Consider the following 20,504-nt stretch of genomic DNA (forward strand, 5'->3'; position numbering starts at 1 on the left):
AATAATAAAATGCCAGACATCTTTGTCCGGCATTTTATAGGGTTTAGGGTTATTGACTATTATTGGTTTTCATTCTCATCTGTCTTAGTTTTGACAGTGTAGTTGTAAACGACTAACAAAGCAAAGATAGCAATAATAATCCACATAATGACATCTTTATTAAACCATTTTGCCATATTACCTAAAATAATGCCGACGCCACAAAAATCGACATCAGAAAACGTGGTATTGGCAAAACCAAGTGATCCTAATACCGGTAATAATACCACCGGTAAAAATGTCACTAATAAACCATTGGCAAATGCGCCAAGCATTGCGCCTCGACGCCCACCCATTGCATTACCAAATACGCCAGCAGTTGCACCACAGAAGAAATGTGGAACCACGCCCGGTAAAATGAGCACAGCGTTAAGTTGACCTAGAACAAATAATCCGACTAATCCACCTAAAAAGCTGAATAAAAAGCCAATTAATACGGCATTAGGGGCATAAGGGAAGACGACAGGACAATCTAAAGCTGGTTTTGCATTTGGGACTAACTTTTCAGAAAACCCTGTAAATGCCGGGACAATTTCAGCAAGTATTAAGCGTACACCTTGCAATATAATAAAGACGCCTGCGGCAAACGTAATTGCCTCAATAATGGCATAAACTAAATAATTATCACCATTACTTAGATTGGCTTCAATATAGTCCGAACCGGCAAATACTGCCAAAATAAGGTAGATAATCATCATCGTTAATGAAATTGAAATGGAACTGTCTCGTAGAAAACTTAAGTTTTTCGGTAAGTTCATCTCTTCGGTTGAACGTGACCCTTTTCCTACCGCCATGCCAAGCCAGCCAGCTAAAACATAACCTAGTGTACCAAAGTGACCAAATGCGACATCATCATTTCCGGTAATTTTACGCATTTGCGGTTGCGCTAAAGCGGGGAAAAACGCCATAATCAATCCTAACACTAATGCACCTGTCAAGATTAATTGCCAATCTTTAAACCCTGAAACAGTTAAAATAATACTGATCATACAAGCCATATAAAAAGTATGGTGACCGGTTAGAAAGATGAATTTTAAGCGAGTAAAGCGTGCCACAATAATGTTTGCAATCATGCCAAACGCCATAATTAGGGCTGTTGCCGTACCATACTCATTTAATGCCATAGAAACAATGGCTTCATTATTTGGAACGATTCCTTGTAGTTTAAACGCTTGTTCAAACATGATGCCTAATGGCGTAATTGCGCTGATAAGTACCGTTGCACCGCCACCTAAAACCAAAAAACCTAAAATAGTTTTAATCGTTCCTTTAACCGTATCGGCAAATGATTTGCGTTGAGCAAGCAGCCCCACCATAGCAATCAGCCCCACCAATACTGCGGGCACTTTTAAAATATCGACGATAAATTTTATTATTTCTTGAATCATAGCAACACCTCATGATTTGATCATTGCTTAGCGAAATGTTCAACGAGTTTTGCTTCCAAATCGTTGATATCAATAATATTATTTAGTACAACTAATTTATCGGCTGGAATACCGGAGCTGGCGGCAAGATCTTTTGTCATCACAAACAGGTCTGCTTGATCTGGCGTTGCCGAAGCAAGATCTGCATGGGTCACTTCTGCATCAATGTTAAGTTTTTTGAGGACTTTTTTGATATTCATTTCAACCATAAAACTACTACCAAGGCCTGAGCCACAAACTGCCATAATTTTCATATTGTTTATCCTTTTACTTATACGTTGGAAATTAATATTGTTTGATAACCGCCAAAATTTCATCACGATTTTGTGCATTGAAAATTTTCTGGATATCGTCAGATTCGCCAAACAGTGCCGCCAATTGAGTTAACATTTCGATATGGCTGGTACTATCGTTAGCGGCTAATAGAGTGATTAAATAGACTGGATCGTTTTCTTCTGAATTAAATTTAACGCCTTGTTTAACCAGTAACATCGATAGGCCTAATTGGTTTACGCCTTGTTCTGGCCTTGCATGAGGCATTGCAATTCCGGGTGCCAAAACATAATAAGGCCCTATTGATTTGTGTAGTTCAAAAATAGCCTTAATATAATCTGATGTAATTGTTTTATTCTTTAATAATGGCTCAGCACAAAGTGTTATCGCTTCTTGCCAATCTTCGACTGAATCAACAACATTGACTGTTTCATTAGTTAACCATGTACCTAACATTTTACCTCCATTAAGACCGTTAATCATTTTGATAATCGGTTAGAAAATTATCATATTAAGTAATAATAGAAATCAAAAATTGTCAGAAATGTGATAGCGCTATCAAAGTTAGAAAATTTTTTTTCGATTGTGTGACATAGATAACATTTTTAATGTATTAATTCTAAACTATTCCGCTTTGACATACTAGAATTAGAAAAAAGTCATAATTTAGCTATAAACTGCTTGATGCATTGTAGATGATTATTGAGTAATCTTCTGTTTTTTACTATCTTTACAGCAAAAATTGTATGCGTAAATGAATATATAAATCAAATTCAATCGGGATGAAAGATGCAGGATACTAAAAAACGTCGAAATACAGGGCAGATTACTTTATTTGATGTTGCTAAATATGCTGGCGTGGGAACAATGACGGTCTCTCGGGCTTTACGCACGCCGGAAAGGGTATCAGATAAGCTTCGACATAAAATTCAATTAGCTGTTGAGACATTGGGCTACAAGCCGAATGTCGCCGCCAGTTTATTAGCATCAGCCAGCGCCAATCGAGTGATTGCCGTTATTACCACTCGAATTTATGATTATTCCGTAAGAATATTGCTTGATTCGCTACAGACACAGTTAGCTAAAGAGGGGTATACCACGCTTATCATTGAATCTTATCATTATCATAAACAAGAGTCCCAATTATTAGAGACACTTTATAGCCATAATCTTGAAGCTGTCTTGCTGTTTTATGTTGAAAATGATGATCTGATAAAAAAAATTGTTCAAAATAAAACAATCACCGTAATGAATATCGGTAAAAAATATGATGAATCAATCGATGTCGATGTTGGCTATGATGATAGTTTAGCGATGTATAAATTAACAGAGCATGTGATTAATAAAGGGTATCGAAATATTGCCTTACTTTGTGCAAATCAGCAATATCATCTATTTCAACAGCGTTTACATGGTTGGCATAAAGCGATGCTCAATTATCACTTGCCGACTCATCGCATCATTCATGCCGCCAAACCAGCGAACTTTAGTACCGGCGCACAGTTGCTTGCCGATATTTTGTTAAACTGGTCTGAGGTTGATGCGTTAATTTGTACCACCGATGAATTAGCTTGCGGTGTGCTATATGAGTGTCAACGGCGACATATTCGAGTTCCTTATCAATTGGCAGTCAGCGGTTTTGGTGATAATGAGTTTAGTGAAGTCTGCTTTCCGCCGTTAACCAGTGTTGCGTTACCGTCTAAACAAATTGGCGAATACACAGCGGCGTTATTGCTAAATAAATTAAAAAATGGGGAGCCAATTAAATCAGAAAGCACGGAGTTTTTACCGATTATAAAATCACGAGCTAGTTTGTAATAAAAAATAATAAAAGAGATAATAAAAAGCCTACTCAATGAGCAGGCTTTTTTTATATAAAGATAAATTATCAGCAATATTTTGATGTCCATATTCAAGACGGATCTATTAAGTAAAAGGAATAACACACATGATTATATTTATTTACATTACGTATTACTTTTTCTCAATTATGCCTATTATGATTTCTTATCGCTTTAGAAAATATACAATAAGTGATTATCACTATAATAAAAAGTTGAAATGGCAAAGGCGCATTATGTTGGTTTTACATTATATTGCTCTGGTTATCCAAATTATAATTGGATGTGAACTTGAACGTATCGTTCCTTATAATCAAGATTATCGTCCTCTTTTATTATCAGCATGTATATTTATAATTATTTATAATTTTTTTTCAATATCCTGGTTAGAAAGCCCAAAAGAGTATTTAAAAAAGAAAAAATGGAAATAATAATAAATTTAGTGAAATATGTTAAATAATGTAAATGACCACCTAATTATTCATTGTGTACGCACTAGGGGGGATTACATATCGACAATATTTTGTTGCCAATATTCAAGACGGATCTATTAAGTAAAAGGAATAACACACATGATTATATTGATTTACATTGCGTATTACTTTTTCTCAATTTTGCCTATTATTATTACTTATCGCTTTAGAAAATATACAATAAGTGATTATCATTATAATAAACGTTTGAAATGGCAAAGGCGCATTATGTTGGTTTTACATTATATTGCTTTAGCTGTTCAAATTATAATTGTATGTAAACTTAAAATTTTAGTTCGTTCTAATCAAGATTATTATCCTCTTTTATTATCGGGATTTATGTTTCTAATTATTTATAATTTTTTTTCAATATCCTGGTTAGAAAGTCCAAAAGAGTATTTAAAAAAGAAAAAATGGAAATAACAATAAATTTAGTGAAGTGGGCTTTTCGCCATTAACGAATGTCACATTATTTTCAAACAAATTGGAGGATATATGGCGGCTTTAATATTACATAAATTAAATAACAAAACGGATTTGATCGAACCTACATTACTCCAATTAGAGCTGATGATTCAAGCTAGAGTGAAGTTTATCGCTATTTAAGATATATGTTAAATAAAAAAAGAGAATTAATGGGGGTAAATTTTATTATCAAACCCCAGAAATAAAAAAGCCTACTCAATGAGTAGGCTTTTTTATTAAAATTGGTCGGCGAGAGAGGATTCGAACCTCCGACCCACTGGTCCCAAACCAGTTGCGCTACCAAGCTGCGCTACTCGCCGTTAGGATGCGCATAATACTGCGCTAACCTCGATGTGTCAATAGTTACCCCTAAAAATTATGATGATAATTTTTTATTTTGTGAAAGGGGCGGGGGTTTTGCCGATTCTTTGGTAAAACTCAGCAACAAATTCTTCGTAACGTTGACTAGCAACCGCTTCACGAATTTCAGCCATTAAACGTTGATAATAACGTAAATTATGAATGGTATTGAGCCGTGCCCCTAATATTTCACCACATTTATCTAAATGATGAAGATACGATTTCGTGTAATTTTTACAGGTGTAACAATCACACTCAGGATCGAGTGGGGTTGTGTCATCTTTATATTTGGCATTACGAATTTTAATGACCCCATTAGTGACAAACAGATGCCCGTTACGTGCATTACGAGTTGGCATCACGCAATCAAACATATCAATACCACGACGAACGCCTTCTACTAAATCTTCGGGCTTGCCTACACCCATTAAATAACGTGGTTTATCAGCAGGTAACTGTGGACAGGTGCCTTCTAAGATACGATGCATATCGGCTTTAGGTTCGCCAACTGCTAATCCACCAACGGCATAGCCGTCAAAACCAATTTCGGTTAATCCTTTAATCGAGATATCACGTAATTCTTGATGTATACCGCCTTGTACTATACCAAATAAGGCATTTTTATTGCCTAATTCATCAAAACGTTGGCGACTACGTTTTGCCCAGCGTAGAGACATTTCCATTGATTTTTTAACATAGTCCCACTCGGCAGGAAACGGCGCACATTCATCAAAAATCATGACGATATCAGAACCAAGATCATATTGAATTTCCATTGAAATTTCAGGCGATAAGAAGATTGAATCTCCATTAATTGGGTTGCGGAAATAGACCCCTTCTTCTTTAATTTTGCGAATATCACCAAGGCTAAACACTTGGAATCCGCCCGAATCGGTTAAAATTGGACCATGCCACTGCATAAAATCATGCAAGTCACCATGTTTACGCATAATCTCTTGTCCGGGTCTTAGCCATAAATGGAAAGTATTACCCAGTAGGATTTGTGCGCCGGTTGCTGCGACTTCTTCAGGCGTCATCCCTTTAACAGTGCCATAGGTACCAACAGGCATAAATGCGGGTGTTTCAACAGTATATTCGACGCCACGGCGATCGAACTTCATTCGTCCACGGCGAGCTAAGCCGTCAGTATTATCGAGTTCAAATTTCATTTTTTTGTGTTAACCTCTTGCGACCAAATAAACAGTTTGGCGCTAATTATTGATATAATACGTTATCGTATTATTTTGCGGTGCGTAGTTTATCGTGCTTAGGTTGAATAAACAATATTTGAAAGGAATTAGACACTTTTGAAACCAATAATTTTACTATTTTTATCTTTATTGACGTTTTTTTTGTTTGGATGCCAATCTGATCAAACTAAATTGCCTAAGATTATTACTGCCGAACAAATTAAGGCATTATCTGAAAATGATATGTTTGCGATAACTACACTCGCGTGTATTGAGATAGATGACCGCGCTATTATAGCGGCAGATAATCACAAGTTAACTAAACGATTAAACGCTGTGGCTAAGACCTTACCGCAAAAAGTCAACAATATTGCATTAAATTACAAGGTTTATATCGACACTCAGCCCAATGCATGGTCAACGGCTAATGGTTGCATCCGGGTGAACAGTGGGTTAATGAAATTGTTAGATGATAACGAGTTGCAAGCTGTTTTGGCGCATGAACAAGCGCATGTTGCCCTTAAGCATACCATTAGTTTAATTCGTCAGGCGCCCTATATTGAGTTTACTCATAAAGCCAATGAGCTGGTCATTCTTACAAAAGAAGAGACGGCTCAACAGCACGAGATCGAAGCGGATAATTATGCTTTACAGCTATTAATAAATGAAAATATAGATCCGCAAGGTTTAGTGAATATGCTTTTAAAGATCCCGTTTCATTCAGTAACCGGATCAATGACTCATCCTTCAAGATCAAAACGGATAAGTAATATTGTCAATAAGTTAAACGCTAAGTAAGCTGATAGAAAAGTTATCTAAATAGCCAACGTGTCTGATTCGAATTGAGACTATTGGCTATTTACTTAGTGCTGCGCATCACGATTTATTATTGCTTGCATGGATGAACATAGCATCGCCATAACTAAAGAAACGGTACTGCTGGTCAACGGCGTGTTGATAGGCGTGCATAGTATTTTGGTATCCGGCAAATGCTGAAACAAGCATAATTAAAGTCGATTCGGGTAGATGAAAGTTAGTAATAAGTGAATCGATGACATTAAACTTATAGCCCGGATAAATAAAGATTTGGGTGTCAGCAAAAAATGGCGCAATTTGACCGGTTTTTAGCGCTGCGCTTTCTAATGCTCGAACAGATGTTGTACCGACTGCAATCACTTTATTGCCCCTTGCTTTACAAGCCAATACCGCATTAACAACCGATTCAGGCACTTCGGCATACTCTGAATGCATAACATGAGTTTCAATATTTTCAACTCTTACCGGTTGGAAGGTGCCAGCACCGACATGTAAAGTGACAAATTGCATCTCTACGCCTTTTTGCTTTAACTTTTCAAGCAATGGCTCATCAAAGTGCAGTCCAGCGGTTGGTGCTGCAACGGCTCCGGGCACTTTGTTGTAAACCGTTTGATAAACTGTGCGATCTTGTTCTTCATCAGGACGATCAATATACGGCGGTAATGGAATATGTCCAATTTTGTTTAAAATTGATAGAACATCATCAGGAAATTGCAATTCAAATAGAGCATCATGTCTTGCAAGCATGGTGACGCTAACAGATTCATCTTCCCCTAGGATTAATTGTGCTCCCGCTTTAGGCGATTTTGATGCTTTAACATGGGCGAGCGCACGGTTATCATCTAAAATTCTTTCTATCAATATTTCGATTTTTCCGCCAGATGCCTTTTTGCCATATATGCGTGCAGGAATCACTTTTGTGTTATTAAAAATAAGTAAATCACCGGCATTAATCATATCCGTGATATCCGTAAATACCTTATCTTCAATTTGACCAGTATAACTATCAAGCGATAAAAGGCGACACGCACTTCTGGTTGTTGCAGGGTGTTTGGCAATCAGTTCTTTGGGCAGGGTAAAATCAAAATCGGATAGTTGCATTGTCGGTACCTCAAAAAAAGAGGCATTAGTCTAAATCTCAAATTGTGACTATTCAAGTAATTATTTGTTGATTATTATGACAATTACGTTAAAATTCTGCAAATCTAACTTAAAGTTAGACAAATGTAATTTACAACAATATAAGGATAAGGTTATGAAAACACATCAAAAAACATTGCTTGTAGCACTTCCTTTAGTAGCAGCAATGTCACTAGTTGGCTGTAAGTCTATGAGTGCTGACAGTATCGCTAGTCTCGGCATGAAAGGTTTAAGCGCAGCAACACTTAGTGATGATGATGTCAGAACATTGAGCCAAAAAGGTTGCGCCCAAATGGATGCGAAAGCTAAAATTGCACCAGCTAAAAGCGCTTATACCAAACGTTTAAATAAAATTGTTAAAGCACTAGGTAACAACGTAAACGGTACGCCAATCAACTATAAAGTTTATATCACTAAAGATGTAAATGCATGGGCAATGGCTAACGGTTGTGTGCGTGTATACAGTGGTTTAATGGATAAAATGACTGATAACGAAATTCAAGGCGTATTAGGTCACGAATTAGGTCACGTTGCTTTAGGTCATAGTAAAAAAGCATTACAAGTTGCTTATGCAACAGAAATTGCTCTTGAAGCAGCATCAGCTTCAGGAAATTCAACTGTAGCAGCAATCTCTCAATCAGAAATTGGTGCTTTAGCTGCAGCTGTAGTTAATTCACAATTCTCACAAAAACAAGAGAAAGATGCTGATAATTTTTCATTTGATTATTTAACTGAAAGAAAAATTAACCCAATTGGTCTAGCAACTGCGTTTGAAAAATTAGGTGGTGGTAACGCTTCGATTTTAAGTACCCATCCGTCTAATCAAGATCGTATTGATAACATCCGTAATAGAATTGCTAAATCGAAAAAATAATTCTTTTTTAGGAATGTATAAAAGCGCCATATTTGGCGCTTTTTTTGTAAAGAAGATACAGATATCGTTTTATAAATTATGGTGAGTCAGGTAAATATCCCCCGGCATTGGGCGAGGGGAACTCATAGCAACCTTTTTATTGTTTATAGCGAGATAAAAAGTTACCAAAGCGGTTAATGGCATCTTCAAGATCACCAGTATGTGGCAGTGCAACAATTCTTACATGATCGGGTTTGTGCCAATTAAAGCCACTGCCTTGCACTAACAATACTTTTTCTTGTAATAAAAAGTCTAATACTAATTTTTGGTCATTGTGAATATTAAACTTTTGTTGATCCAGCTTTGGAAACAGGTATAACGCGCCTTGTGGTCTGGTGCATGAAACGCCCGGAATCTCATTTAACAACCGCCAAGCTAACATACATTGATCATATAAACGGCCACCCGGCACAATAAATTCATTTATGCTTTGATATCCGCCTAATGCGCCTTGAATAGCATGTTGTAATGGCACATTGGCGCATAAACGCATCGAGGCGAGCATATTTAATCCTTCAATATAGCCTTTTACATGCTGTTTAGGTCCACAAAGCGCCATCCAACCTTGTCTGAAGCCAGCGACACGATAAGTTTTTGATAAGCCGCTCATGGTAACAACAAATAAGTCAGGAGCAAGGGCCGCAATCGAATGATGCACGGCATCATCGTATAAAATCTTATCGTAAATCTCGTCTGCAAAAATAAGCAAATTATGTTGGCGAGCAATTTCGGCAATCTCAAGTAACACTTCTTTGCTATAAACTGCGCCGGTTGGATTATTAGGATTAATGATCACAATCCCTTTAGTTTTGGGGGTGATTTTTCGTTTTATATCCTCTAAATCCGGTGACCAGTTGGCCTCTTCGTCACATAAATAGTGAACGGCATTGCCACCGGATAAACTAATTGCCGCTGTCCATAATGGGTAATCAGGCATAGGCACTAAAACTTCATCTCCGCTATTAAGTAGTGCTTGCATCGATTGCACAATCAGTTCCGACACACCATTGCCGATATAGATATCTTCAATATCTAAATTGGTAATTCCTCTGGCTTGATAGTGTTGCATAATGGCTTTACGAGCTGAGTAAAGCCCTTTTGAATCGCAATATCCTTGCGCAGAAGGTAAATTACGAATGACATCAACCAATAATTCATCAGGGGCGGCAAAACCAAAAGGGGCGGGATTTCCAATATTGAGTTTAAGGATAGTTTGACCTTCTTCTTCAAGTCGTTTTGCATGATCTAAGATAGGTCCACGAATGTCGTAACAGACATGATCCAATTTATTGGATTTTTGGAAATTTATCATAACTTCGCCCTTTCAGTTTATTCTAATGATATTTTTATTTTTGTTGAAAAAAACAATCTACTCCTATTTCGATAATTTTTGAAGATGTTATTATAATCAACTCAATAAATATCTTTTAATTGTGTGAATTTTGTGCGGAGTATGTGATGAAAACGATTTTAACTGTCATTGGAAAAGACCAAACCGGAATAATTGCGGGAATTAGTCAGAAGCTGTTTGAATTAGATATCAATATCTTAGATGTGAGCCAGACGATCATGGATGAATATTTTACCATGATTATGTTGCTTGATTTATCCAAAATAAAAGTCTCGTTTGATGAAGTTAAAACTTCGTTAACGCAAACAGGTGACAGACTCAAGGTAAAAGTAAATATTCAGCGAGAAGAGATTTTCGATGCTATGCATCGTTTGTAATTTCAATTCTAATTCTACATTTCTTACTTAAGGATAGGACTAATGGAAACAAAACAGATCCTCGAAACAATTAAAATGATTGAGGAAGAAAAACTTGATATCCGCACAATAACCATGGGTATTTCTCTCCTTGATTGTATCGATAGTAATGGTGAGAAAGCTCGCCAAAAAATTTATGACAAAATAACGACATTAGCTAAAGATCTTGTCAAAGTTGGGGATCAAATTACCTCCGAATTTGGCATCCCTATTATTAACAAACGTATTTCCGTCACGCCAATATCTTTGATTGCCGGCGCCAGTGATGATAAAGATTATGTTGCCTTTGCTAAAACCCTTGATAGTGCAGCTAAAGCCGTTGGTGTTAATTTTATTGGTGGGTTTTCTGCCTTAGTACAAAAAGGCTATCACAAAGGGGATGAGATTTTAATTAAATCCATTCCGCAAGCGCTGGCTGAAACTGAGCGAGTGTGTGCATCGGTCAATGTTGGCTCAACTCAAACCGGTATCAATATGGATGCGGTTAAGCAAATGGGACAAATTATCAAACAAGCGGCAGAGTTAACCGCTGATAATAGCAGTATGGCATGTGCAAAATTAGTTGTATTTGCCAATGCAGTTGAAGACAACCCTTTTATGGCCGGCGCATTTCATGGTGTTGGTGAAGCTGATTGTGTGATTAATGTCGGTGTTAGTGGACCGGGTGTTGTTAAACGTGCGCTTGAGAAAGTAAAAGGTCAACCTTTTGATGTGGTTGCCGAAACGATTAAAAAAACTGCTTTTAAAATTACCCGTATGGGACAATTAGTTGGAAAAGAAGCATCAGAGCGCTTAGGTGTGAAATTTGGTATCGTAGATTTATCGCTCGCACCGACGCCGGCAATTGGTGATTCGGTTGCGCATATTTTAGAAGAAATGGGACTGGAAGTTGTCGGCACACATGGCACAACGGCAGCTTTGGCAATGTTAAATGATGCCGTTAAAAAAGGCGGCGTAATGGCGTGTGGTCATGTTGGTGGTTTAAGTGGCGCCTTTATACCCGTTTCCGAAGATGCCGGCATGATTGATGCGGTTAATTGCGGGGCACTTAATCTGGAAAAACTCGAAGCCATGACCTGTGTGTGTTCAGTTGGTCTTGATATGATAGCCATACCGGGTGATACCTCCGCTGAAACGATTTCTGCTATTATTGCTGATGAAGCGGCAATCGGTGTCATTAACCACAAAACCACTGCCGTGCGGATTATTCCGGCTGCGGGATTAAAGGTGGGTGATAATATTGAGTTTGGTGGATTACTCGGTCATGCTCCTGTGATGCCGGTGAGTAAATTCAGTTCATTTGATTTCATTCATCGTGGCGGACGAATTCCGGCACCAATTCACTCTTTCAAAAATTAAATAACCTTCAATACTTATTGTGATTCTGTCTATTAAATTGCTAATAGCAGAATCACAATTGCCTAACTATCTAACTATCTAACTATCTAACTATCTAACTATCTAACTATCTAACTATCTAACTATCTAACTATCTAACTATCTAACTATCTAACTTGGTATAACTATTCTCAGATATTTCCCGCATTTTTCAAGCGATAACTTTTATCCCTATGATGTGCAATTTTATGGATATTTTTTGGTATCAAATCCAATAGTCTGCGCTGTTTTAATTTCCTAAAATCAATGACATCAAATAATTACTGTATGAGTTAGTCATCAAAATCAGCCCGATTTAAAAATGACTAACGACATAATGATGGAGGATGAAATGGAAAATGAATCTAATAACCAGCTGTTTTGTAACGATCTGATTGTGTTAGATAGAGACTTCCAAAATTCAAATCAATTTTTTGATTTTACTTTTTCAATTCTACAACGTGGTGGTTATGTTAATCCAACATTCTTAGAAGCGATTAAACACCGAGAGTCTTTATTTCCGACCGCTTTACCGACCAAACCTTATGTGGTGGCAATGCCACATACCGATATCGAACATGTTATTAGACCATTCATTTTCTTTACTCGAGTGAAAGGAACAATCCCTTGGTGTGAAATGGCAAATAATGATCATGTTTTAGATGCTAATTTTATCTTTCTATTGGGATTTAACCAAAAAGATGGACATATTGATTTATTACAAAAATTGATGTCCTGCTTGGTAAATTCATGTTTTTTAGAGGCGCTATATCAGGCAAAAACAGAACATGAAGTTTTTAACTTATTGACGTCAAATATCCAGTTATAAGGAGGCATTATGAAAAAGGTTATTGTTGCATGTGGGAGTGGAGTGGCCACATCACAAACGGTTGCAAGTAAAGTGACACGCTTATTAAAAGAGAGAAATCTTAATGATATTAAAGTGGAAGTTGTCGATCTTAAGTCGGTTGATTCTCACATTAAAAACAGTGCGGCATACATTGCCATTACCAAAATTGAGAAAACATATCCTATCCCGGTTATTAATGGCATTGCTTTTTTAACCGGAATAAATATGGATGCAGAACTACAAAAAATTATCGATGCCTGCAAATAGGAGTGTAATTATGGACTTTCTTGGAACAGTTATAAATTATATTTTGAATTTAGGTGCACCGGTATTTGTACCTATCATAATGCTCATTGCGGGCTTAATTGTCCGTATGAAATTTCGAGACGGGGCATCGGCTGCCATTACGCTAGGTGTTGCGTTTGTTGGAATGAGTATGCTGATTGGTTTTATGGTTGGCGCAATAGGCGCTGCTGCACAAACCATGATGGAGCGAACCGGTATTGAGCTTAGTATTGTTGACGGTGGTTGGACAACAATGGCAAATGTTTCGTGGGCTTGGCCATATGCTTTTTTAATGTTTCCACTGCAAGTAGGCGTCAATATCTTAATGTTGGTATTGAAAAAGACCGATACGTTTAATGCTGATTTATGGAATGTATGGGGTAAAATTTTTACTGCCTTTATTGTTGTTGCCGTAGCAACGCCACTTGTGGGCGGAATAATTGCGCTGATATTGGCTTTTGTTGTTGCAACGTTGCAAATCATTTTAGAGCTCAATTCCGGTGATATTAATCAGCATCGAATCGAAAAGTTAACCGGTATTCCGGGCGTAACTTGTACGCACCGAATGCTATTTTTCAGTGCCATTTATTATCCTTTTGATCTTCTATTACGCAAAATCCCCGCTTTGAATAAGCCAATGGATGCAGCAACCTTGCGTTCTAAACTAGGGGTATTTGCTGAAAATCACGTAATCGGATTTTTATTAGGTGTCATTTTTGGGATTATTGCTGGTTATGATGTGGCGGCCATTTTAATGCTAGGAGTGCAAGCGGCGACCGCTTTAATGCTGTTCCCGATGATCTCAAAATTATTTATGCAGGCGCTATCCCCGATTTCCGAAGCGATCAGCGATTATATGAATAAACGCTTTGCCGGTCGTAAACTGTTTGTGGGTCTTGATTGGCCGTTTATGGGGGGAGCAAGTGAAATCTGGTTTACTTTAATTGTCGCCATTCCTATCACCTTAATTTGGGCAGTAATTTTACCCGGTAATAAAATCTTACCATTTGCTGGCATTATTAATATCGCACTGGTTGTGCCAGCTTATATTTTAACCAAAGGCAATACATTAAGAATGGTGATTTTAGCTATCATCGGTGTGCCATTTTTTCTGTTTGTCGGAACGCAATTTGCGCCAATTATTACCGATTTAGGCTTAGCCACTAAGGCGATTGATATTCCAAACAACCAACTTATTTCTAACAGCTCTATTGATGCACCTGTCTTTACTTATGCATTTTCATTTATTTGGCAATGTTTACAAGGCTATTTTGTTCCATTGATATTGGCTATTTATTGGTGCACTGGCTATTTCTTTTATGCACGTGAACTGAAAAAAGAGGCACAACAAGATAGTGTTGATCTGAAAATAGATGAGTAAAACTGGACTATTTGTAAACAGGTAATTAGTACAAACTGATGGTAATGCTCGTTATCATCAGATAACGAGCAAGAGGCTAATAATTATATGGTTGTTGATAAAAGAATTCATGCTGTTTTAAATGCATTAATTCAAAATCCAAGTGTCAGTGGCGTAGAGCTGCAAAATAAATTTGGGTTAACCCGTAAACAGCTTAGTTATACCTTAAAAAAGATTAATGATTTTCTTGAATCATCAAATCTTGAATTAATTAAACGATTTAAAACCGGAAAATTTAGCATTCCTAAAGTCGTGATTGAAACCTTTAGAGACGAACCCGTCTCGCTTTCTATTGGTCGATATATCTATTCAGAAGATGAAAGAGTGCATCTACTGCTATTTTTTTTATTAACCAGAACTGAGCGCTTGTCATTAATTCATCTCTCCTCAGCGCTGACCGTTAGCCAAAATACGGTGATTAATGACATTAAAAAAGTGCAAACCCTGCTCGATCAATACCATATGCAGGTAACTTATGATCGTGAAAATGGTTATCGCATTGTTGGCACAGAAATTAATAAGCGCTATTTATTATTAAAGCTAATTCATCGTATCATTAATATGCCAATAGCCGATAAAATTTTTCGGCACAATAAGATTATTACTCAAGGCCGATTAGAACAAGTCGGACAAGTGTTTAGTGAAATTGAACGAAAATTAAAAATTGTTTTTACCGATGAACAACTGCAAGAATTAACCTATTTTATTGGTTTTATGCTACACCGAATTGAAACCAACAAAAAAATAGAGTTATTGCCGGAAAACTATACCGATGTAGCAAACAGTCGTGATTTTCAATTAATGAAAAAATTAATTGAACGCTTTGGCATTACCGATCTGAATGAGCAGATTTTTTTAACGGTATTGGTACAAAGTTCCAATATCCAAACATTATCAGACAAATATTTTCATCTCGATGCCGTGTTATTAGAGAGTGCAGTTGAAGTTATCGATAATTTTGAACAGATCAGCTGTATTACCTTTCAGGACAAAAGTGAATTAATTGAACGTATTTATCAACACTGGAAACCGGCCTATTATCGCATCCGTTACCATATCACCAACATCAACAGTGTTTACGATATTGTTTTGCAAGAGTTCGGTCATTTACATGAAATGGTACGTAAAGCCATAGCGCCGTTTGAAAAGATACTGCATTGTAATATGCCGGATGAGGAAGTGGCGTTTATTACCGTTTTATTAGGCGGCTGGTTAACACGAGAAGGGCTAATTAACCAAATTAAAACAAAGAAAATTGCCATAGTTGTTTGTGAAAATAGCGCCACAGTCTCTACTTACTTATATTTGACTTTACAGGTGTTGCTTCCGGAACTTCACTTTTCTGATGCCATGTCTAAACGAGAGTTTGAAAAGTATAAACACTATTATGACATTGTTTTTTCAACCTCACATTTATCCACCGATAAACTGCTCTTTATTGTTAACCCTTCGTTGAATAATTTGCATAAAAATGCATTACGTAACCAAGTTATTGGCACATTACAAGGGATTGACCCAAGCATTATCCAAGTTGAAGAACTGATGTTAATTGTTGAAAAGTTCACCCATATAAAAGACAGAAAGGCGCTACAAAAAGAGCTTACCGCCTACCTGTATAATGATGAACTCAATGACAATCCGCTACGAATCAACCAACAAGAGATCCCTTCGTTGGCGGATTTAATGCAAAAAGAGCATATCTACCTTGCCCAAACAGCCGATATTTCATGGCAACAGGCACTGGAATTAGCGGCTAAACCACTATTAAACGGGCAATTTATTGAACGTTATTATCTGGAACGAATGATCAACAAAATCCAATTTGAACAGCCCTACATTATGCTGGTTGAAGGGTTAATTATTGCGCATGCCGGTATTGATGATGGTGTCAATCAAGTTGCCATGTCGCTACTTAGGTTACCCGACAAAATCGATATTGGTGGCTATATGCAAGCCGATTTAATTGTAGTGCTAGCGACCAACAATCCACAAAAACATCTTAAAGCATTGGCGCAATTAAATGAGTTATTAGAACTTCATGACGGTTCAACCCATTTACGCCAAGCCAAAAATAATCAAGAAATTTGGGAATTATTTGCCCGCTATCAATGAATATTTTGCCTAAAAAGGAGTGTTAAAATGTTAGAGATTCAAAAACAATATGTTGTCGATATGGCTAAGAAATCCAGTGAATGGGGACTTTGTAAACATAAAGCAGGTAATTCAAGTGTCCGTGACAAACAGACCGGCTATGTGCTAGTAACCCCAACAACCATTGATAAACAACTATTAACCGCACGTGATATTGTGGTTATGGATCTAGATGATAATGTGATTGAAGCGCAATCCGGATTAAGACCGACCAGTGAATGTTTGATGCATTTGGAAATTTATAAGGCTCGTCCGGATGTGTTTGCCGTTTCACACACCCACTCAATTTTTGCAACGGCATTTGCGGTATTAGCAAAGCCCATACCGGCAGTTGTTTATGAGTGTGCTATTTTGAATTTAAAAGACGGCGTGATTCCGGTTGCGCCATATGGTCGCCCTGGTACGCCGGAACTGTCAACTAGTGTCATTGAGCCAATTAAGCGAGCCGATGCCATTTTAATGGAAAAACATGGCGCCATTGCGGTGGATAAAGATCCTTATGAAGCGGTATTAAAAGCGGCCTACATTGAAGAAATGGCAGAGATTTATTATCACGCATTGTTGATTAATGGTGGTAAAGATCCGGGTGGATTCCCGCCACAAGAGTTACAAAGTTGGGCATATCCTTCCCAAATAAAATTTAAACAATAGGGTAGGTGGATAATGAAAGAGAGGAAAAGTCACGTCTAAATGACAGAAACAAATAAGTTAATAAATCCGCCAACACTGTTAGCGGATTTATTTTTTTAAGGCATCTGAATATATTCATTCATATATTTTAAAATATAAGCCATTGAAACAGCGCCCGGATCCATATGACCAATAGCACGTTCACCTAAGTTTTTAGCTCGACCAAATACCGCTATCATCTGTTTGGTTTGCTCTGCGCCTTCCATTGCAGATTGGGCAATTTTAGGTAACGCCTCTTTCAAGGGTAATTGGCATAATTCATTTGCGCTGGTTGCCGCAGCTGCTAAAGCATCAACCATGGTCTTATCACGCGGTTTAGCATTGCCTCGTTGATAGACAGCTTGCCAACCTTGATTAAGTAGTGTTGCTAATGTGCTGGTATTAAATTCTGCCTTACCAATAATACTTTTACCGCCAGCTCTAAATAAAGTGCCAAATATTGCGCCGGAAGCCCCGCCCATACTGGTCATTAATTTTGTACCAACTTGATTGAAAAAATCACCAATATCATTTGGCTTAAACTGATCATCTTGTAACAGTACTATCAATGTCGCAAATCCTCGCTTCATACCAATACCATGATCGCCGTCGCCAACAATTTGATCTAAAGCGGTTAATGTTGGCTCACTTTCCACCATTTTTTCGGCGACAAATAACATCATTTTACGTAGTTGTGACAAGTTCATTCTATTTTCTCCATCCTAAGGTTTGGCAAGGTAGGTCATAAAGGTGTTGTAACTGCTGATCTAATTTCATTAAGGTGATCGAAAAGCCGGACATTTCCAATGAGGTACAAAAATGGCCAATGGCAATATCATGGCTGATTATGCCTCGTGAATCGAGTTCAATACCGACTTTTCTGGCAATAATTAATAGTTCGGTATTACTCATTGCACCTAGGTTATTAATCAGTACGCACACCCGATCGGCACGCACAAAAGGTAGATCGTCACACAATCTATCTATCATCTCTTTAACCACATCGTCGGTGGAGGTCATTGTTTGACGGCGTAAACCGGCTTCACCATGAATACCGATACCAATTTCAATTTCGTTATCGGCCAGTTCAAAGTTAAAGTTATTCGACTGAGGCAATGCGCAACCATTGAGCGCTACACCGATAGTGCGTACGTTATTATTGGCTTTTGCTACGACTTGATAAAGCTGGTCAAGATCATATTTTTCCAATTGCGCCGCTGCGCCGGCTATTTTATAAAGAAACATAATACCGGCAACGCCCCGACGATCTGAGATTTTAGAAAGCGGAGCAGAAGCAATATCATCGGTTGCGCGAATGGTTTTGGTGGTAATATTTTCTTCGGCTAAAATTTCGGCGGCAATATCAAAATTCATCCCGTCCCCGGAATAGTTACCATATAAAAATAGTGCGCCATGACCTTGATGTGTGGCTTTGGTCACTTCAATTATTTGATCAGGCGAGGGCGAGGTAAACACTTCGCCAAGTGCACAGCCGTCAATGCTACCTTCACCGATAAAGCCGGCAAAAGTTGGCTCGTGACCGCTACCGCCGCCGGAAATAACCACAACTTGATCATCTGTGATGTGATTGCCATAAACTGCAAAGTAGTTTGGAATTGCAGTGAGTTTGCCATTATATCCATATACTAAGCCTTGCATCACTTCTTGCCTGACATTGTTAGGATCGTTGAGTAATTTTTTAGGTTTGCGCATTTGCTTTTCCTCTTTTTTAAGCATAATTAACCAGCGATATTTTAGGAAAAACAAATAATTGAAACGAATACAATTAATGACAAATAATATCCCACTGGTTGCGCATCATCGGGATGTACATTTAAAGTGCCTTGCAAAGCATATATTGCAACTTGAGTCCTTGAAAACGAATATATCGACATTATTTATGTATAAATTAGTTAGCAAAGCAAATTATCTTTATTATTGGTAAACAAGTTTTTGGAGTGTTGGGTGTTTAACGATAAGCACCTTCGATAATCAATTATGAAATCAGAATCCTACTTTCAACGTTTTAGCGGTATTGCAAGGCTTTATGGTGAAGCGGCATTAACGCAATTTTCACAAGCTCATATTTGTGTCATTGGTATTGGTGGTGTTGGGGCATGGGTGGCCGAATCCCTTGCGCGTAGTGGTATTGGGCAAATTACCTTAATTGATATGGATGATGTGTGTATCACCAATACTAATCGGCAAATTCATGCGTTAAATACCAATATTGGTAAAGCTAAAACTGCTGTTATGGCTGAACGAATTTTACAGATCAATCCTCAATGCATCGTCAATGTCATCGATGATTTTATCAGTCCGGATAATGTTGCAAACTATTTAGGGTCGAAACAAAACCCTCGCTTCAACTTTATTATTGATGCCATTGATAGCGTGCGTGATAAAGCTGCGCTTTTAGCGCACTGCAAGCGAAATAAATTAAAAGTTATCACCATTGGTGGCGCTGGCGGGCAAAAAGATCCGACCAAAATTAAAATTGCTGATTTAGCCAAAACTGTTCAAGACCCGTTAGCGGCTAAATTGCGTGAGCGCTTAAAAAATGATTATAAACTCAATAAAGACAGCAAAGGTAAGTATGCCATTGCGTGCGTCTTTTCGACTGAGCAGTTAACTTATCCAGCTCAAAATGGTCAGGTTTGTTCCACTAAAAGCCAAGCTGAAGGTAGCAAAAAAATGGATTGTCAGTCCGGATTTGGCGCTATTACTACCGTGACAGCGACTTTTGGTTTTGTGGCAGTAAGTTATGTATTAGATAAGTTATGCAAGCCTAAGTCATCTTAGTTTGCATAATGTGAGTGGCGCTTTTTTGATAGTGGTTAGCCGGTGTTGCGTGAAAACGATAAGTCCATGATTAATATAATTAGTATTTGAATATCGTCGGTATAATGTGTCGGTTTATTTTCTCGATAGGGTTACTTAATAATAGCTATGATTTTTCGGCTAAAAACATTCGTTTTTTGTGCATTATCTTATTGTATAAAGTAATAAACTGATTTACGATAACGTCAATTTCGTTTTGTTGTTATG

At 37.6% G+C, this 20,504-nt stretch carries 20 protein-coding genes and 1 tRNA gene; 12 read left to right on the top strand and 9 right to left on the bottom strand.

Translation table 11 applies throughout. The features are described from left to right. Positions 1-59: 59 nt before the first annotated feature. From GYM74_RS01940 to GYM74_RS01950, 3 genes are read right to left on the bottom strand one after another with little or no spacing between them, the layout of a single operon-like run. Positions 60-1,427 carry a PTS ascorbate transporter subunit IIC gene (locus GYM74_RS01940; RefSeq protein WP_220218823.1) on the bottom strand — a complete coding sequence of 456 codons (1,368 nt, stop codon included), beginning with the start codon at positions 1,425-1,427 and terminating at the stop codon, positions 60-62. A gap of 20 nt (positions 1,428-1,447) precedes the next feature. Then, positions 1,448-1,720, bottom strand: coding sequence for a PTS sugar transporter subunit IIB (locus GYM74_RS01945; RefSeq protein ID WP_220218824.1), 273 nt, complete (start codon positions 1,718-1,720; stop codon positions 1,448-1,450). 31 nt (positions 1,721-1,751) lie between these two features. Beyond that, positions 1,752-2,195, bottom strand: coding sequence for a PTS sugar transporter subunit IIA (locus tag GYM74_RS01950; RefSeq protein ID WP_220218825.1), 444 nt, complete (start codon positions 2,193-2,195; stop codon positions 1,752-1,754). A gap of 333 nt (positions 2,196-2,528) precedes the next feature. Between GYM74_RS01950 and GYM74_RS01955 the strand changes: the two genes are divergently transcribed. Continuing rightward, positions 2,529-3,557 (top strand): LacI family DNA-binding transcriptional regulator, encoded by a 1,029-nt coding sequence (locus GYM74_RS01955; protein WP_220218826.1) that lies wholly within the window; start codon positions 2,529-2,531, stop codon positions 3,555-3,557. 130 nt (positions 3,558-3,687) lie between these two features. Then, positions 3,688-4,011, top strand: a complete 324-nt coding sequence (locus GYM74_RS01960) for a hypothetical protein (protein ID WP_220218827.1) — start codon at positions 3,688-3,690, stop codon at positions 4,009-4,011. 750 nt (positions 4,012-4,761) lie between these two features. On the opposite strand, the gene GYM74_RS01965 is transcribed toward GYM74_RS01960, so the two are convergent. Further along, positions 4,762-4,838 (bottom strand) — tRNA-Pro (locus GYM74_RS01965). A gap of 72 nt (positions 4,839-4,910) precedes the next feature. Beyond that, positions 4,911-6,047, bottom strand: coding sequence for a tRNA guanosine(34) transglycosylase Tgt (tgt, locus tag GYM74_RS01970; RefSeq protein WP_220218828.1), 1,137 nt, complete (start codon positions 6,045-6,047; stop codon positions 4,911-4,913). Between the two features lie 138 nt (positions 6,048-6,185). Between tgt and GYM74_RS01975 the strand changes: the two genes are divergently transcribed. After that, positions 6,186-6,866, top strand: a complete 681-nt coding sequence (locus GYM74_RS01975) for a M48 family metalloprotease (RefSeq protein ID WP_220218829.1) — start codon at positions 6,186-6,188, stop codon at positions 6,864-6,866. Positions 6,867-6,944: 78 nt separating this feature from the next. Here the strand turns inward: GYM74_RS01975 and queA are convergent, their stop codons facing one another. After that, positions 6,945-7,985 carry a tRNA preQ1(34) S-adenosylmethionine ribosyltransferase-isomerase QueA gene (gene queA, locus GYM74_RS01980; RefSeq protein ID WP_220218830.1) on the bottom strand — a complete coding sequence of 347 codons (1,041 nt, stop codon included), beginning with the start codon at positions 7,983-7,985 and terminating at the stop codon, positions 6,945-6,947. Positions 7,986-8,139: 154 nt separating this feature from the next. Here queA and GYM74_RS01985 point away from each other — a divergent pair, with 154 nt between their 5' ends. Continuing rightward, complete coding sequence (locus GYM74_RS01985) at positions 8,140-8,898, top strand: M48 family metallopeptidase (RefSeq protein ID WP_220218831.1); 759 nt, start codon at positions 8,140-8,142, stop codon at positions 8,896-8,898. A 136-nt stretch (positions 8,899-9,034) separates the two neighbouring features. Here GYM74_RS01985 and GYM74_RS01990 read toward each other — a convergent pair whose 3' ends face one another. Next, positions 9,035-10,249, bottom strand: a complete 1,215-nt coding sequence (locus tag GYM74_RS01990; RefSeq protein WP_220218832.1) for a pyridoxal phosphate-dependent aminotransferase — start codon at positions 10,247-10,249, stop codon at positions 9,035-9,037. A gap of 146 nt (positions 10,250-10,395) precedes the next feature. On the opposite strand from GYM74_RS01990, the gene GYM74_RS01995 reads away from it, so the two are divergent. The 7 genes from GYM74_RS01995 (at position 10,396) to GYM74_RS02025 (ending at position 17,438) form a co-directional block, all read left to right on the top strand. Further along, complete coding sequence (locus GYM74_RS01995) at positions 10,396-10,665, top strand: ACT domain-containing protein (protein WP_065562050.1); 270 nt, start codon at positions 10,396-10,398, stop codon at positions 10,663-10,665. 42 nt (positions 10,666-10,707) lie between these two features. Next, positions 10,708-12,063: a PFL family protein gene (locus GYM74_RS02000; protein ID WP_220218833.1), complete on the top strand. Its 1,356-nt coding sequence runs from the start codon at positions 10,708-10,710 to the stop codon at positions 12,061-12,063. Between the two features lie 370 nt (positions 12,064-12,433). Next, complete coding sequence (locus GYM74_RS02005) at positions 12,434-12,910, top strand: PTS sugar transporter subunit IIA (RefSeq protein ID WP_065562052.1); 477 nt, start codon at positions 12,434-12,436, stop codon at positions 12,908-12,910. 9 nt (positions 12,911-12,919) lie between these two features. Further along, entirely contained in the window at positions 12,920-13,198 is a 279-nt protein-coding gene (locus GYM74_RS02010; protein ID WP_220218834.1) for a PTS sugar transporter subunit IIB, read from the top strand. A gap of 10 nt (positions 13,199-13,208) precedes the next feature. Further along, positions 13,209-14,597: a PTS galactitol transporter subunit IIC gene (locus GYM74_RS02015; RefSeq protein ID WP_220218835.1), complete on the top strand. Its 1,389-nt coding sequence runs from the start codon at positions 13,209-13,211 to the stop codon at positions 14,595-14,597. Between the two features lie 87 nt (positions 14,598-14,684). Continuing rightward, positions 14,685-16,748, top strand: coding sequence for a BglG family transcription antiterminator (locus GYM74_RS02020; protein ID WP_065562055.1), 2,064 nt, complete (start codon positions 14,685-14,687; stop codon positions 16,746-16,748). A 27-nt stretch (positions 16,749-16,775) separates the two neighbouring features. After that, positions 16,776-17,438, top strand: a complete 663-nt coding sequence (locus GYM74_RS02025; protein WP_220218836.1) for a class II aldolase/adducin family protein — start codon at positions 16,776-16,778, stop codon at positions 17,436-17,438. A gap of 95 nt (positions 17,439-17,533) precedes the next feature. Here the strand turns inward: GYM74_RS02025 and dhaL are convergent, their stop codons facing one another. Continuing rightward, positions 17,534-18,163 (bottom strand): dihydroxyacetone kinase subunit DhaL, encoded by a 630-nt coding sequence (gene dhaL, locus GYM74_RS02030; RefSeq protein ID WP_220218837.1) that lies wholly within the window; start codon positions 18,161-18,163, stop codon positions 17,534-17,536. 1 nt (position 18,164) lies between these two features. Further along, entirely contained in the window at positions 18,165-19,169 is a 1,005-nt protein-coding gene (locus GYM74_RS02035; RefSeq protein WP_220218838.1) for a dihydroxyacetone kinase subunit DhaK, read from the bottom strand. Positions 19,170-19,454: 285 nt separating this feature from the next. On the opposite strand from GYM74_RS02035, the gene tcdA reads away from it, so the two are divergent. Further along, positions 19,455-20,258, top strand: a complete 804-nt coding sequence (gene tcdA / locus GYM74_RS02040; RefSeq protein ID WP_220218839.1) for a tRNA cyclic N6-threonylcarbamoyladenosine(37) synthase TcdA — start codon at positions 19,455-19,457, stop codon at positions 20,256-20,258. The last annotated feature ends 246 nt before the right edge of the window (positions 20,259-20,504 follow it).

It is taken from the genome of Gilliamella sp. ESL0405 (assembly GCF_019469205.1).
Lineage (GTDB): Bacteria > Pseudomonadota > Gammaproteobacteria > Enterobacterales > Orbaceae > Gilliamella.